General features: G+C 41.2%; 13 protein-coding genes. 4 read left to right on the top strand and 9 right to left on the bottom strand.

Annotated elements, in window-relative coordinates; translation table 11 throughout:
• Positions 1-88 precede the first annotated feature (88 nt).
• The 9 genes from ACAN52_RS08735 to ACAN52_RS08695 all read right to left on the bottom strand — a co-directional run bounded on the left by ACAN52_RS08735 (position 89) and on the right by ACAN52_RS08695 (position 11364).
• Positions 89-1396 (bottom strand): amidohydrolase, encoded by a 1308-nt coding sequence (locus ACAN52_RS08735; RefSeq protein WP_378954297.1) that lies wholly within the window; start codon positions 1394-1396, stop codon positions 89-91.
• Complete coding sequence (locus ACAN52_RS08730) at positions 1366-2862, bottom strand: sodium:solute symporter (RefSeq protein ID WP_378954296.1); 1497 nt, start codon at positions 2860-2862, stop codon at positions 1366-1368. Before ACAN52_RS08730 ends, ACAN52_RS08735 begins: the two co-directional genes overlap by 31 nt.
• Positions 2855-3034 carry a DUF3311 domain-containing protein gene (locus ACAN52_RS08725; protein WP_378954370.1) on the bottom strand — a complete coding sequence of 60 codons (180 nt, stop codon included), beginning with the start codon at positions 3032-3034 and terminating at the stop codon, positions 2855-2857. The genes ACAN52_RS08730 and ACAN52_RS08725 overlap by 8 nt, the downstream gene beginning before the upstream one ends.
• A 692-nt stretch (positions 3035-3726) precedes the next feature.
• A complete protein-coding gene (locus tag ACAN52_RS08720; protein ID WP_378954295.1) occupies positions 3727-5538 on the bottom strand; it encodes an ABC transporter ATP-binding protein in 1812 nt (603 codons plus the stop codon).
• Complete coding sequence (locus ACAN52_RS08715) at positions 5535-7256, bottom strand: ABC transporter ATP-binding protein (RefSeq protein WP_378954293.1); 1722 nt, start codon at positions 7254-7256, stop codon at positions 5535-5537. Before ACAN52_RS08715 ends, ACAN52_RS08720 begins: the two co-directional genes overlap by 4 nt.
• Positions 7257-7295: 39 nt before the next feature.
• The gene (locus ACAN52_RS08710; protein WP_378954292.1) at positions 7296-9845 is read right to left on the bottom strand and encodes a PEP/pyruvate-binding domain-containing protein; all 2550 of its coding nucleotides are present in this window, start codon (positions 9843-9845) and stop codon (positions 7296-7298) included.
• 111 nt (positions 9846-9956) lie between these two features.
• The gene (locus ACAN52_RS08705) at positions 9957-10391 is read right to left on the bottom strand and encodes a MarR family winged helix-turn-helix transcriptional regulator (protein WP_378954291.1); all 435 of its coding nucleotides are present in this window, start codon (positions 10389-10391) and stop codon (positions 9957-9959) included.
• A gap of 179 nt (positions 10392-10570) precedes the next feature.
• On the bottom strand, positions 10571-10834 hold the full coding sequence (locus tag ACAN52_RS08700) for a restriction endonuclease (RefSeq protein ID WP_378954290.1): 264 nt from the start codon (positions 10832-10834) through the stop codon (positions 10571-10573).
• A 95-nt stretch (positions 10835-10929) separates the two neighbouring features.
• Positions 10930-11364 (bottom strand): MerR family transcriptional regulator, encoded by a 435-nt coding sequence (locus ACAN52_RS08695; RefSeq protein WP_378954289.1) that lies wholly within the window; start codon positions 11362-11364, stop codon positions 10930-10932.
• Positions 11365-11493: 129 nt separating this feature from the next.
• On the opposite strand from ACAN52_RS08695, the gene ACAN52_RS08690 reads away from it, so the two are divergent.
• The 4 genes from ACAN52_RS08690 to ACAN52_RS08675 all read left to right on the top strand — a co-directional run bounded on the left by ACAN52_RS08690 (position 11494) and on the right by ACAN52_RS08675 (position 14804).
• Positions 11494-12525: an SDR family oxidoreductase gene (locus ACAN52_RS08690; RefSeq protein ID WP_378954287.1), complete on the top strand. Its 1032-nt coding sequence runs from the start codon at positions 11494-11496 to the stop codon at positions 12523-12525.
• Positions 12526-12578: 53 nt separating this feature from the next.
• Positions 12579-13340, top strand: a complete 762-nt coding sequence (locus tag ACAN52_RS08685) for an SDR family oxidoreductase (protein ID WP_378954286.1) — start codon at positions 12579-12581, stop codon at positions 13338-13340.
• A 21-nt stretch (positions 13341-13361) separates the two neighbouring features.
• Positions 13362-14180 (top strand): polysaccharide deacetylase family protein, encoded by an 819-nt coding sequence (locus tag ACAN52_RS08680; protein ID WP_378954285.1) that lies wholly within the window; start codon positions 13362-13364, stop codon positions 14178-14180.
• Positions 14181-14330: 150 nt separating this feature from the next.
• The gene (locus tag ACAN52_RS08675; protein ID WP_378954283.1) at positions 14331-14804 is read left to right on the top strand and encodes an SDR family NAD(P)-dependent oxidoreductase; all 474 of its coding nucleotides are present in this window, start codon (positions 14331-14333) and stop codon (positions 14802-14804) included.
• Positions 14805-14851: the final 47 nt, after the last annotated feature.

The following is a 14851-nucleotide window of genomic DNA, read 5'->3' as shown; positions in this document are numbered from 1 at the left end:
TGGAGCGTCTTGGCTATTTTAGCTGAAGATGATCCACCGTCCCCTGTCATTTCTTTTGCACCATAACCAATACAACCCGCTACCGTAATTATCTGGCTACTAACTCTTGAACTGCCACCAGAAATTTAACGGCATTACCAATTACCGATTCGTCTACATCAAAAGCTGCATTATGGTGGCCACCGCCCACGGGGGTACCAAATAAGGCAAACATCGCCTTACCGCCTTGGCTTTGCACCCGCCGCATCATCAGAGAAATGTCCTCCGAAGCGTTAAGACCAGCGGATGGTATTATCTCTTTCACCGAAGGCAATTGTCGAGCCAAATCGGTTCCCATGACGATAAGTTCTGGCGTATTCACGCCGCCGGGAGCCGCTGCCCCTAGTTCGATCTCCATTTCAAGACCATACATGGTAGCAGCACCTTTCAGTACTTCATTTGCCTTTTCGATCATGTACTGATTGATTTCCGTGCTGATGCCCCGGGTCTCAAGGCGAAAACGGGCCTGATCAGGAATAACGTTCCAGGCCGTACCGGCCTCCAAAGTACCCACGTTGATTCGAGAAGCCCCATCACCATGGCGAGCGATAGCGTAAAGATTTGTCACAGCGGAGCAAGCGCCCAACAGAGCATTCTTGCCTTCGTCAGGACATAGAGCGGCATGGGAAGGTCGGCCACGGTAAGTAACTTTAAAGCGAGACATCGCATAAAAGTCGGTGACGTTTAGCGCAATTTGTCCAATTTCCTGTAAGGTGATGCCCACATGTCCGGAAAACAGATAGTCGAGATCATCGACTATACCAGTCGGAACCATGGCGGCAGCTCCGGCAAGTCCCTCCTCGCTGGGCTGGAATATGAATTTCAACGTACCATTTAGATAACTACGGTTTTCAGAAAAATAACGGGCCAGAAGCAAACCGATAGAAGTATGTACATCGTGGCCACACATATGGGCATAGCCCCGTTGCTCAGACATAAACCCTTCTCGGGCAGGTCGATGATCCTTATCGTTGGCCTCGATTACCTCGTTACAATCAATGTCGAAACGAAATCCCACCGTAGGGCCTGGTTGGTTTCCCTTTAGTACAGCCACTACGCCAGTGAGTCCGTTTTTAGCAGGAGCAATAAACTCTTCCTTGATACCCGCTGCGAGCGCCCATTGATACTGTTCCTCCAGTTTCTCCGAGGAAGGCGGCATAAGAATGTTATCTGCATCCACCACATCTTTACCCAATGAAACCGTATAACCCCACTCGGTGAGCTTTTCGGCTATCAGCCCTGTGGCATAAAACTCTAACCAAGACGGTTGGGCATTCCGATGCAATTGCCGCCGCCAATTCACCGCTTCAGGGAATAGCCGATCAATTATTGCTGCTTGCTCCTCATAGTTGGCCAAGTTGTCACACTTCCTTCTTTAATAGAATTATCATCAAACCCATTGGTCTGCCCTACTGTTATTAAACTGATGATTACGGTAATGACCGTATTTACGCATAGAGCAAAGAAACCCGCATTAATACCCATAACTGGATCAAGTTTATTAAGTACAAGATACGCCACAATTGAGATACCGGTGACAATACCAGCTAACACCCCGGTCATATTTGCCCTTGGCCAGTAGAGGCCAAACACCATACCAGGAAAGAACTGCGTGATGCCCGCGTATCCTAATAATAAGAGCGACACCAGCGTACTGGAACTAAAGATGGCAAAATAGAGAGAAATTAAAGTAATAACAATTACCATTTTTTTTGCTAAACTGGCTACCTGATCATCACTCATGTCAGGTTTAATCATTGGTCGGTAAAAGTTCTTAGCAAAGAGAGTAGCGGATGCCAAAATCAAGATAGCGGCAGGTACCATCGCCGTAAGAGCACCGGCTGCGCCAATCAGACCGAGCATCCAGGCTGGATAAGATTTCTGGACGATGGTAAGAAGTGCTAGATCACCGTTTTGCAAACCGGGGATTACCAAAATCGCCGTAAAGCCGACAAAGAAAATCAGGGGCATGGTAATGGTATAAATCGGCATAATCACCGCGTTACGTCGTAAAGTATCAGCACTTTTCGCCGTGAAGGAGGCACCTACGATGTGCGGCCACATATAAAAACCCAGTGAAGTAAGGAGAACTGTAGAAATATACCAGGAATGCCCCATCACCTTGGTAGATCCCGGCATAATGAGATGTTCTGGTTTGGCCTGGACCACAGCGGTGAACATTTCACCCAAACCGCCGAAATACATATATGGTAGGCCAATGCCAAGGAACACCGCGGCAAATAACATTAAGATGTCTTTAATAACGCTGATCGATGCAACGGCGCGGATGCCGCTAGTGTAAACGAATCCAGCCACCAGGGCAAAAGAGATAAGCATGGCTATCGTACGGCTAATACCACCAAAACTAGCAACTTCCATAATAATTCCCAGACCAGTAAGTTGAAGCTGCAGATAAGGGATGATGAAAATTACTCCGATTAGAGAGACAATGGCGGCTAAACGCTTGCTGCCATAACGTTTCTCAAAAAAGTCGGACTGGGTCTGCATGCCATATTTTCTTCCGACTTCCCAAAGTTGCGGCAAAATATAAAATGAGACTACGTAGGCCAGAACCATATAGCCAATTATATATAACGTCGGTCCTCCTCGCGAATAAGCCCAGCCACTGGCACCTAAAAAGGCAAAAGTCGTATAGATCTCTCCAGCCATCAACAGCCACATCAGAATAACGCCGAAATTACGGTTTCCTACCGTCCATTGCTCCAAACTCATCTTTTGCTTGGAGCCGGAGTAAAAGCCGAAAAATGAACTGACTAGAACAATTGAAAATATGACAGTGAGTGCAATTGCGCTATTACTCATGCTTCATTCCCTCCTGTGCCTTATTCTCTGCCAACTTTGCCATCTCAAGCTTGTACGCCCCCCACATGATCAATGGGGTCAGGAGCACCCATCCTATCAGCCAAAACATGTTGAATGGCATACCGAAAACGAATGGATAAATTTGATCCCACAGCGAAACTGAAAAACACATTCCAATAAATGGAACCAGTCCGCATAGAATCGCTCCTCGTGACGGTTTGTGCATAAATTCCCCTCCTTTTTTCTGTGTGCTTTTTTGTGCACGGTCTAGATGTTGTTACTTTTTTTACAATAAGATATTAGTAATACTTTATTTATTAGATAGATAATAAATACCTTTAATTTTTACATAATTTGTAAAAATATTTATCATTAGCAATCATAATTTTAGTACCTCTTAAAATCAACGTAAAAAAGATGTCCAGAATTTATTTTAATGGAAATATTCCGATTCTGAGATTTAATATTATGCATTCAGTCTAGCAGTTGGTCCCAGCTTAATTCACTAGAGCGAGTCTTTTCCCCATACCTTTACACGAAACCTCTTTCTTCCGCGACACCCCTACATGAAAAAAACGCGCAGACCGAAGTCTACGCGAACATAGTTATGCACCTATAGAACCACCAATAAAGCCACGAACCCAGTGAAATCAGGCTATTTCTTTGCAATCAGCGCGACACACTCCACATGTGTTGTGGTAGTTTTATGATACTGATACGCAGAATAGGCGTTTTACGTAGAGGTTTTCGACAGCCCTAAATAGGGGGGTGTCGGTTTTGATTATGGGACTGAACTTTTTCGCAATAATTACTGATAAAATTTTCACACCAGAACCACAGTGAGGACGATACCTGATGCTGCCTTTATGCGATATTTCGTGCAAATTGGCTATTATAAATATCCGCGTAGGTTCCGTTCTTACTCAGTAGTTCCTTGTGATTCCCACTTTCCACAATGTCACCTTTATCCATGACTAAAATACGGTCAGCATCGTAAATAGTTGACAACCGGTGAGCAACCACAAAACTCGTGCGTCCTTCGAGCAGCCGCTTCATTGCATTCTGGATAACCAATTCTGTGCGGCTATCCACATTGGACGTAGCTTCATCTAAAATCAATATTTCCGGATTGCTGACAAAGGCCCTCGCTATCGTGATAAGCTGACGTTGCCCCTGCGAAATATTGCTAGCCTCTTCATTCAAAACGGTGTTGTAACCATCAGGCAACTTTTGAATAAAATCATCGGCGTAGGCTGCTTTCGCTGCAACGTATATTTGTTCTTTGGTTGCATTCTCATTCCCATACTTAATGTTATCGTAGAGCGTGCCAGAAAAGAGCCATGTATCCTGCAATACCATACCAATTCTTTGCCGCACCATCTGCCTTGCTGTATTGCGAATATCCACACCATCAATGCGAATGCATCCACCCTGAATTTCATAGAAGCGCTCCAACAGGTTGATCAGTGTAGTCTTTCCTGCACCTGTGTGTCCGACGATCGCTACCATCTGCCCTTCTTGAACATCCATGCAGAAATCTTTCATCAGCAGTTCATCCGTATAACCAAACTTTACATGATCAAAAACGATCTTTGCGGTTTCGTGACAGTTGTTCGGAAACTCCTCCTTATACTCAATCGTTTCTTCCGCATCCAACATTTCAAACACACGTTCAGCGGACGCAATTGCGGATAGGATACTGCCCCAAATCTGTGAGAGTTTCACCAGTGGCATTGAAAACTGCGTGGAATACTGCAAAAATGCTTGCATATCCCCAATTGTGATAGAGCCACCCACTACCTTAACTGCACCTATTACGGTGATGAGGACATAAATAATATTTTGCACAAGGTTCATACTTGGCATCATGCTGCCGCCAAAGAATCTCGCCCTCCATCCTGATTGAATCATTCCTTCATTTACAACGTCAAATTTCTTAAGCATATCCTTTTCGCTGCCAAAACTCTTAACCACCGCAAACCCCTGATATGTTTCTTCTATTTGCCCGTTTAGCTCGCCTTGCAATTTCAAATATTGCCTGTTATTTTTTTGCGTGTTAGGCGTTAAGGTTTTCATAATTATAAGAGTACCAGGAAGCATGACACAAGCAAGTAATGTAAGTAACGGGCTAATGTAAATCATAATCACTAAAACACCCACCGCAAGAATTATACTGGAGATAAGTTCTGTCAAACTCTGCTGTAAACTTGTTACTATATTGTCAATATCGTTCGTTGCCACCGACATCAGGATACCATTTGAATTTTTGTCAAAATAAGAAATAGGAACTTTATTCATTTTTGACTTTAGCTCATTGCGTAAGGAATAGGCCGTCTTCTGAGCAACAATGACCATAATCCTCTGCTGTAAAAAGGTTGCTATGAATACTCCGCCATACATAGCGGCAACCGTTAACAGTATGCCCCGAAGCCCTCTAAAGTCTATTCCACTACCCTGTTTTATACCTTCAGAAATGACTGTTGTTGCATTTCCCAGCATTTTAGGGCTAATGACCTGCATTACGGTACCTACAATCGCAATGATAACTGTCAAGGCAATTAATAGATTGTTTCCTTTCATGCACCCCATGAACCTCTTAATTGTATTCCACGTATTTTGTGGCTTCTTGCCAGTGATGGCGCCGTCTCTTCCCCTCATACCACCGTTCATGTTCATGCCACTACCTCCTTGTAAAATTGAGACTCGACAATTTCCCGATAAACAGCATTTGATGTGCTTAATTGTTTATGAGTACCAAGCCCTGCGAGCTTGCCATTGTCAAGGACCGCAATCAAGTCGGCGTCGATAATGGTGCTGACTCTTTGTGCAACAACGATAGTAACGGCGCTCGTTAGTTTTTCTTTCATTGCCATGCGCACTGCAGCATCTGTTTTGAAATCAAGCGCCGAGAAAGAGTCATCAAATATATAGATGCTCGCGTCCTTTAAGAGTGCCCGTGCAATGCAAAGCCGTTGCTTTTGTCCGCCTGAGAAATTGCCGCCGCTTTTGTCCACGACACTGTCTAAGCCTTTAGGAAGTATGCTGACAAACTCCGTAGCCTTTGCCATCTCCAGCGCCGCCCATATTTCATTATCCGTAGCATCCGACTTGCCCATCAACATATTGGAGCGTATTGTTCCCCAAAATAATGCGGATTTTTGCGGTGAAAGGCTAACTAGGTCATGAAGCGTTTCTTGCTCCATATCACGAATATCGGTATCGTTAATGCGAACAGAGCCTTTTTCTACATCGTATAGCCTTGATATTAGGTTTACAAGCGATGTCTTGCCACCACCTGTATTGCCAATAACAGCAAGCGTTTGGCCTTGTTTTACTGTTAAGTTTATGCTTTCTAATGTTTTTTTCTCGGCACCATGATAACGAAAATCAACATTTTCAAAATTAAGCGTCGTTTTCATGTTTCCCACATTGATTGCATGTTTAGGATCGTTAATGGTCATGGGCATATTGAGCACCTCATGAATTCGAGCTGCTGAGATTTGTCCGCGGGGGACAGCTAAAATTACACTAGTAAGCATTCCAAACCCCATCACAATTTGCACTGAATAGCTAATGGCACCCATAATAGTGCCGATTTCCATTGCTCCCACCTCCACAGAATTGCCACCAATCCATACAATGAGTATTGTAGAAAGGCTTATAATCATTGTGATTATGGGACTGAAGACACCCATTATGGTAGCGGCTGTGATCGATGTTCTGGTATATTCTTGATTAGCACTCTTATACTTCTCATACTCTTTCTGCTCTTTGCTGAAGGCGCGTATAACCTTTACACCAGTAAGACCTTCTCTAAAAAAGAGGTTGAGACTATCTAACTTTTTTTGCATCTTTGCGTATAGGGGGCTTGCAAAATAGTAAATAACAAGAGCCGCGACAACCAGAAATGGGACGGTGCCTAAAAAGACCAATGAAAGTTTAGGACTCAGTAAATAGGTCATTGCAATGCCGCCAAATAGTAACAATGGTGAAAGAATCAGGAATTTCATAGCCATTTCCACTAAATTCTGTACCTGCATTACATCATTGGTATTGCGCGTCATAAGGGACGAAGCCCCGAATTTGTCAAACTCATGCTTGGAAAAACTCATTGCCTTTCGATAAATATCGCCCCGAAGTTGGCCCCCCAGCTTATAGGATACATTGGAAAAGATAAGAGTGTTGAGCAGAGCGCCCACCAAGCCGCAAACAGATAACGCAATCATCAGAAAGCCCTTTGCCCAGATGTGCGAAATATCGCCTGTCATCAAGCCTTTGTTAACAATATCCGCCGTCACATATGGCAGGTATAACAAACAAGCTACCTGCACAAGCAAAAAAACGATTGCTGCGGACACTGCAACAGGAGATAGTCGTTTGATCATTTTAAGCATATAAATGGCCTCCATCACAAATTTCTTTAAACAACTAAATTATGCTAACAAAGTTATTATGCCATTTGTTCCATCTACACGTATTATCTGTCCATCTTTTAATATATTTGTGATGTTAGGCATATCTACTACACACGGTATACCATATTCCCTTGAGACAATTGCAGCATGGGAACCCGCACTTCCTATTTCGGTTACTACTCCGGATGCTATTCTAAAAAGTGGAGTCCAAACGGGGGCAGTATATGGTGATACCAGTATATCTCCTTTTTTTAGCTTACTGAATTCAGAAGGTCCTCTCACAATGCATACCGGACCTTCGTACACTCCACGGCTTGCGGAAATTCCCTTAATTGTGTTTGGGTCATCCATATTTTTATCTTGCTTTTGTTTTTTATTTGTTTTAAATACAGGAAATGATCCTGTAGATATCATCCAATGAATGCCTTTTTCATGGGCGGCATAAACTTTTTTATAAGCGTCTTTCCGTTTTTCGATCCGTTCTTTCCTATCTAATTGTCCAGCCGCAACTGGACCAAGTTCTTCCAAAAAAATAAAGAATATATCAGATGCCTCATTTATGATATTTTTTTCTGCAAGTATAGTTCCAAGCTTTAAAATTAATCTGCGTACACATGCTGTAATCTTTTCTACATAAAACAGGCCTTCCTCCCTAATGATTACTCCTTCTCTGGCTTTATCAAGTATTTTAAGGAAGTTTTCATATTTGCCTGCCTTTAGATTTTTCCTAATTTGATTCTTTGCCTCTTCAAGGTCAAGTTCTTGTTTTTTGAAGCTTGCCTCGGAGTCAAGCAAGGTGTCATCACGGAGTAATGAATTAATCAGTGTATAAATTACCTCCGGTTTTTCTCTCCATGTATAGGCCCCTAGGGTAGGGGCCATACTTGCTGAAGGTCTGTCGCCGTATTCTGCTAAAAATGTATCAAATTCATTTTTAAATTCATTACTGTCTTTTCCATATACAACTGCCGTCTGTGCAACTTTTATTAATGCCTTATTTTGCAAAGCGGTTCTAAATGGTAATGCTCGGAGAAGTCTTTCTTTAATCTCTTCTTGATGATCCTTTCCTACCGCTTTTTTGATTAAATAGTTAAATTTTAGATCAATAACTATACTAGGTACGAAATCCGACATCCTTTTTTGAAAAAGGACTCCATGTTCGGCTATTGCCTGTTCAATCAGCGCTGCAAATTGTATTTCATCCTTTGTATTCGCTCCTGCTTTATCCATTCTACTAATCCATGAATCCATTTCTTTAGATAAGGATTGCCAAAATTCATGGAGATCCATAGCGTATTCCTTAATTAATAATTTTGGTACTTTCCATAGCATCATAGGGGCGAAGCCCGCCTGTTTTAAGTCAATGGCTACACAACCGTTTTCTCTTTCTACTGGTCGGGTCGGCTCTTTTGGTAAACTGAATCCAACCTCATTGTGTAAATAACGATCTAGTCCTTGATAACAGGCACAAACATACGCAAAATCCAAGGGAGTCAGAGGCTCTGAACAATGTTCCATAGCACTTTGCAATCCCTGAGGCGCTTTTTTACCCTGAAAAATTATTTCATCATCAGATCCCAGAATATCCAGATCTTCGATTTCAGATAGCTCAGTCGTGATAGGTCTAGCCTGAAGCATATATATTTTCCCCTGTGAAAGAGCCCACTCTGTGTCCATCGGACATCCATAATGCTTTTCAACAACTGTTGCAAGGTCTGTCAATTGTTTAAGTTCATTTTTCCCCAGACAGCAGGTTTTCCGCTTTGCCATTGGAACGTCTTCTGTAACAGTGCCGTTTTTGCTTAACATAATCTTTTTTTCTTTAGAACCTAAAATTTGTTCTCTAACAGTTCCTGTTTTTGACAAAATAAATGTATCTGGAGTTATAAGCCCGCTGACAACAGCTTCGCCAAGTCCATATCCGGCACTAATTAGTAATTCATCGCGTCTGCCATTTACAGGATTTGCAGTAAACATTACTCCAGCAGCTTCAGCATTTATCATAGCCTGGACAACAACAGCCAAGTCTACCTTAAGATGTTCAAAACCCATGCTGATTCGGTAGGAGATTGCTTGAGAAGACCAAAGACTGGCCCAGCATTTTTTTACATGTCTAAGTATTTCATCTATCCCGTAAACCCCAAGATAGGTTTCATGCTGTCCAGCAAAAGATGCTGATGGCAAATCTTCTGCGGTAGCACTTGAACGGACGGCAACAGATAAATTTGGGTTATTGCCCATATCCTTAGAGAAATTTTCAAAAGCCTTTTTCACTTCTTCCTGTACCTGAAAAGGCATGGGAGACTCTTCAATCCATGACACGATACATTCACTGGCCTCTGATATCGCAGCAATATCATTGTCAGCAATATTTTTAAGTTTATCCTTTATAAGTTCCTTTAGATTTGCAGCTTCTAAGTGTGCACGGTAGCCATCCACTGTCACTACGAATCCAGGAGGAACGGGCATTCCCGCATTAATTAATACACCCAGATTAGCCCCTTTGCCTCCTGCTATAGATAAAGAATCTTTATGCAACTCGTTTAGCTTATTTGTAAATTTTGACATACAATTCACTCCTTCTTATACTTTTACTATTTTTTCTACCATCATTTAGGGGTAGTCATCAAAACATATATATCTAACAATTAGAACTCTAAGTATTAAACTAAAAATTATTCACTCAAAATTTTTATTAATTTTCGTTAATAGTTGAAGTAATGTTTGAATTTCATCATCAGTGAGACATTTTGTAAGATCATCTTCAATTTTCTGAAATTCTTTATCAAAGCTTTGAACCAATTCTTTTCCCTTCGGTAAAATATATACTCTTTTTTCTCTTTCATTATTTTCAGGGATTCTTCTTTCAATAAAACCTTTTTTTTCAAGACCTTGAAGCATGCTTGTTATACTCGCTTCCCGTTTGTTAAAAAAAGTTGCTAAATCTTTTTGCATAATTCCTTCATTTGAACTAATATAACCAATAGTATGCCCTTGTTGAGAATTCAAACTAAACTCTGAAAGACGTTTGTCTGCTTTATTTTTCATTTTAATGCCTATAGATCTAATTAGATAAGAAAAAGGCTGATCAATCCAAGAATTCTTTTTTGTCATTTTTATCTCCCTTTCAAACGCAGGATAAACTGAATAAGCTTATGACATTACAATATCACTTAGAATTCTAATTGTCAACAATCTAATTATTATTTTACAGGCAACTTACGTACTTCTAAACCTACCCTATCACGGTCCCAGAGTCAACTTCAGTAGCCGTTGCAAGTTCTTAGGCTGCTTTAGTAAAATATCGTGGTAATAGCCATCGCCTTTTGGCACCTGTAGTATGCCTTTGAAGCCACGACCTCTTGAATAGCGCTATTCCCCACTGAGCCACTATATTTCTTCGCTTGAATGGCAGTCCTAATTCCATCTTTCTCAATAATGACATCACCACCCTGCCTGGTCATCAGTTTGACAGAAAATATAATAGATATGAATGCATACATTGCTTTGGAATTCGTAAGAAATCGAAACGGATCTCGGTATCTTCTGCGACTCATAACACTACCTCCTGTCCGTGTCCTAAAAGTAACTGTAATTTTATATAGCTCTTTACTGTTATCTGTGGCTCAATGGCGCAGGGTAGAAAAATCGCTCAAACTGTAGTCTGAAGTAAGTTATTCTCACGTCTTTCATCATAAGCTTTTCTTCTTTGTGCATTAATAATTTCTACTGCGTTTGGAGATTCATACATTTCAATCTTAAAATCAATAACATCAAGCATTTCAGTGAGCTGATCTATTTGTTTTACAACTTCTTCTCGATGCTCAACAAGTAATTTCTGTCGTGAATCTATAGTTCCAGTACCTTCTATACATAAATCAATGTATTTTTTAATATCTTTAATTTGCATTCCCGAATGCTTTAGGCAACAAATTACCTTAAAAAAATTTAAATCTGATTCAGTAAACTCTCTATTTCCTGATTTATTTCTTGAGATAAATGGTAACAGTCCTTCCTTGTCATAAAAACGAATTGTATATATGGAAAGCCCCAATATTTTCGCTACATCTTTTATAGTATAAGTCAAATTTAAAATCTCCTTTAAAAAATTTTTAAAAAAATATTGACCTCGACATAACTCTAGGTATTAACATGAGAATAAACCAGAAGTGATTAATTTTCAAGTGGTTAATAATATTTAGAGGCGGTATAAGATATGTCAGATACTGTTTTAGTAACAGGAGGCACAGGTTTTGTTGGTGTGCAAATAATTCTTCAATTATTACAAAAAGGGTACAACGTAAAAACCACACTTCGCTCGGTAAGCAGTAAAAACAAAGTAATCGATACACTAAAATCTAACGGTATCACGACCTTTGACAATCTTGCATTTGTTGAAGCAGATTTATCAAAAGATGATAATTGGGAGGTCGCCATGAGAGGTTGTGACTACGTATTAAGTGTAGCATCACCTGTCTTTTTTACGATGCCAAAAGATGAAAATGAAGTGATGCGCCCTGCTGTGGACGGCATAGTTCGTGTACTAAAAGCTGCTCGAAATGCAAGTATAAAACGTGTTGTAATGACTTCCAATTTTGGTGCAGTTGGATTTAGTAATAAAAACCAAAATACTGCTACAACAGAGGCAGATTGGACGGACCTAAATGAAAAAGGTTTATCGCCTTATGAAAAATCAAAATTATTGGCAGAACGCGCCGCTTGGGATTTCATTAAGAAAGAAGGTGGTAATTTAGAATTTGCTACCATCAATCCTGTTGCTATTTTAGGGCCCTCTTTAAGTGCCCACATTTCAGGTAGTTTTAGAATTCTAGAACATTTATTAGACGGCTCGATGAAAGCTATTCCCAATATTCCTTTAAATATTGTTGATGTTCGGGACGTGGCTGATTTGCATATTCGTGCAATGACAAATCCTAACGCAAATGGACAACGTTTTATAGCATCAGCAGACGGTCAAATATCTATGCCCGAAATTGCCGCATTGTTAAAAAATAAAACCCCCAACGTTGCGAAAAGAGTTTCTACAAAAACATTACCTAATTGGGTTATTTATTTAGCAGCCTTATTTAATAAGCAAGCAAAAGAGGGCGCTTTACTTTTAAGGATGAGTCGCAATGTGAGTAATACAAAGGCCAAGAAAATTTTGGGTTGGAAGCCGATTTCAACTAATGAAGAAGCTATTCTTGCTTCTATAAATAGCATGATTAAATTTGAGATTATAAAATAAGAGCAATCAACTAGTTAGTATTTTATCTGATTAAAATGAAAGGTGGAAGTTATATGAATCTTTCGGGAAACACAATACTCATTACTGGAGGAGGTTCAGGAATCGGGCTAGCTTTTACAGAACGCTTTATAAAGAATAGGAATCAAGTAATTATTTGCGGACGACGTGAACACGTACTTCAAAAAGCCAAAGAAAATTTTCCAGGCATCATTACCCGAATATGCGATTTGTCGATAGAATCCGAGCGTATAGCATTATTTGATTGGGTAATCACGAATTATCCGGAGATAAATGTATTGGTCAACAATGCAGGAATTCAACAGCGTTTCAATGTCTTAAAAGCAGATGTGAGACACAATTGGAACTACTTCAATAGAGAAATTATATCAAATCTTGAAACGCCTGCCCATCTATCCATGCTGTTCGCGCCATTTTTTACAAAAAAAAGAGAGGCGACTATTATTAACGTGACGTCTGGGCTGGCTTTTACACCACTTGCGATTGCCCCGATTTATTCCGCCTCAAAATCGGCACTTCATTCTTTTACTATGAGCCTACGACACCAGCTTTCAGCTACATCCATAGAAGTGATTGAAGTAGCTCCACCAGCAGTAAATACGGATTTAGGCGGAACAGGGCTACATACACATGGAGAACCGTTAAATGCTTTTGCAGACGGTATTTTCAAAGGATTGGAAGAAGGTAAAACAGAAATTGGATACGGCACTTCCGTTGACCGCTTGCGTATGTCCCGAGATGAAATTGACAAGTATACGGAAAAGATGTACAACGCAATGAAAGATTCAATTGAATAAAAATCAAGGAGGCATTTCTCTGTGAAAAAACATCTGGGAGTAAGGGTCGGTATCCTGCTGTTGTTGTCTCTCATTCTGCTAATTCTTTGCGCATGTGCAAAAACGCCAGAAACCTTGATCGAGCCGGCCAATGAATCTTCTAAAACAAACCTTCAAAGAGAGTTACAGCAGAACCAGAAGCCGGTAAAAAGCATCTCACCGGGAACAGCGGAGGCTGGCCATGTTAAATCTAATAAGATAAAAATAGCACTTACCTTTGATGATGGGCCAGTTGAAAATACAAACCGTTTGCTGGATTGTTTCGAAAAATATAATGTTAAAACTACCTTTTTTGTTCTCGGCTCAAAAGCGGAAAAGAATCCCGATACCATCAAGCGTATGGACGCATTAGGAATGGAAGTCGCAAATCATACTTATAACCACACCTCTCTCAATTTCTATAATTATCAGGAGTTTATGTCAGAAGCCAAAAGAGCAGGTGATTTACTTGAAAAACTTACAGGCAAGCGAACAACGATCCTCCGATTTCCCGGAGGAGCCCTGAACTATCGTCAAGATGTCATTGCCCGAATTCCATATTCAATTATTAACTGGACAATCAATACCGAAGACTGGAAGGCCAGTAGTAAACAGGTCATTATTGACAGAATCCGTAATAGTAAAGATGGTGCAATACTTTTCTTGCATGATTCCCCCGTTTTGACAGCGGAGGCATTGGAAGAGTGCCTTCCGCAGCTATTGGAGGAAGGCTACGAATTCTTAACTATTTCAGAGCTGGCCAAAGCAAATGGCATTATGCTGCTTCCAGGTACAATTTATGACAGGCTGGAAAGTAACTGATAAGGGATTAAGGCCCAGGCGTTTTTCCGCCAACAGGGTATTAAAGTCCTATGCAGCGGTGCTCCGTATGGAGCAGTATTAAAGATTAGGGGATATTTTATTATGAAAAACAATTCCGAAAAATAGTTGCTAATAGGTAAAAATAGCAGCTTGGGTTGGAGTACTTCAAATATTCCCCCACAATATGGCCGTTCCTATGTCGTGTCCGGCACCGGCGGGCTAGGCTATCAAGACGCTTTGGCTTTGGCTCGCGCTGGAGCAGAAGTTATCATTGCAGGCAGAAATCCAGTCAAGGGCGATGAAGCTGTCGGTAAAATCCAACAGGCTGTTCCTGCAGCCAATGTCTGTTTTGAGTTGCTGGATCTCGCCGATCTTGCTTCTGTCGAGTCATTCGGCAAGAGGCTTCAGGCCAAGCGTCAAAGCCTTGACGTTCTTATCAACAATGCCGCCGTGATGGCACTGCCAGAACGCAAGGTTACTGCTGATGGCTTTGAGATGCAATTCGGCACGAATTTCCTTGGGCCTTTTGCATTGACAGCGAGGTTGCAGGCGCATTACCGACGCTGTTCGCGGCGACTTCGCCGGACGCTAAGGGCGGAGCCTATTATGGGCCGAATAAGATGAATGAGCTGCGCGGTTTCCCTGCCGTTGCGAAAGTCCACCTCAGGCAG

Source organism: Pelosinus sp. sgz500959 (assembly GCF_042610375.1).
In the GTDB taxonomy this organism is placed as follows: Bacteria; Bacillota; Negativicutes; order DSM-13327; family DSM-13327; genus CTSoil-075.
The sequence above is the reverse complement of the archived record's forward strand: the minus strand, read 5'-3'. Positions and strand labels throughout refer to the sequence as shown.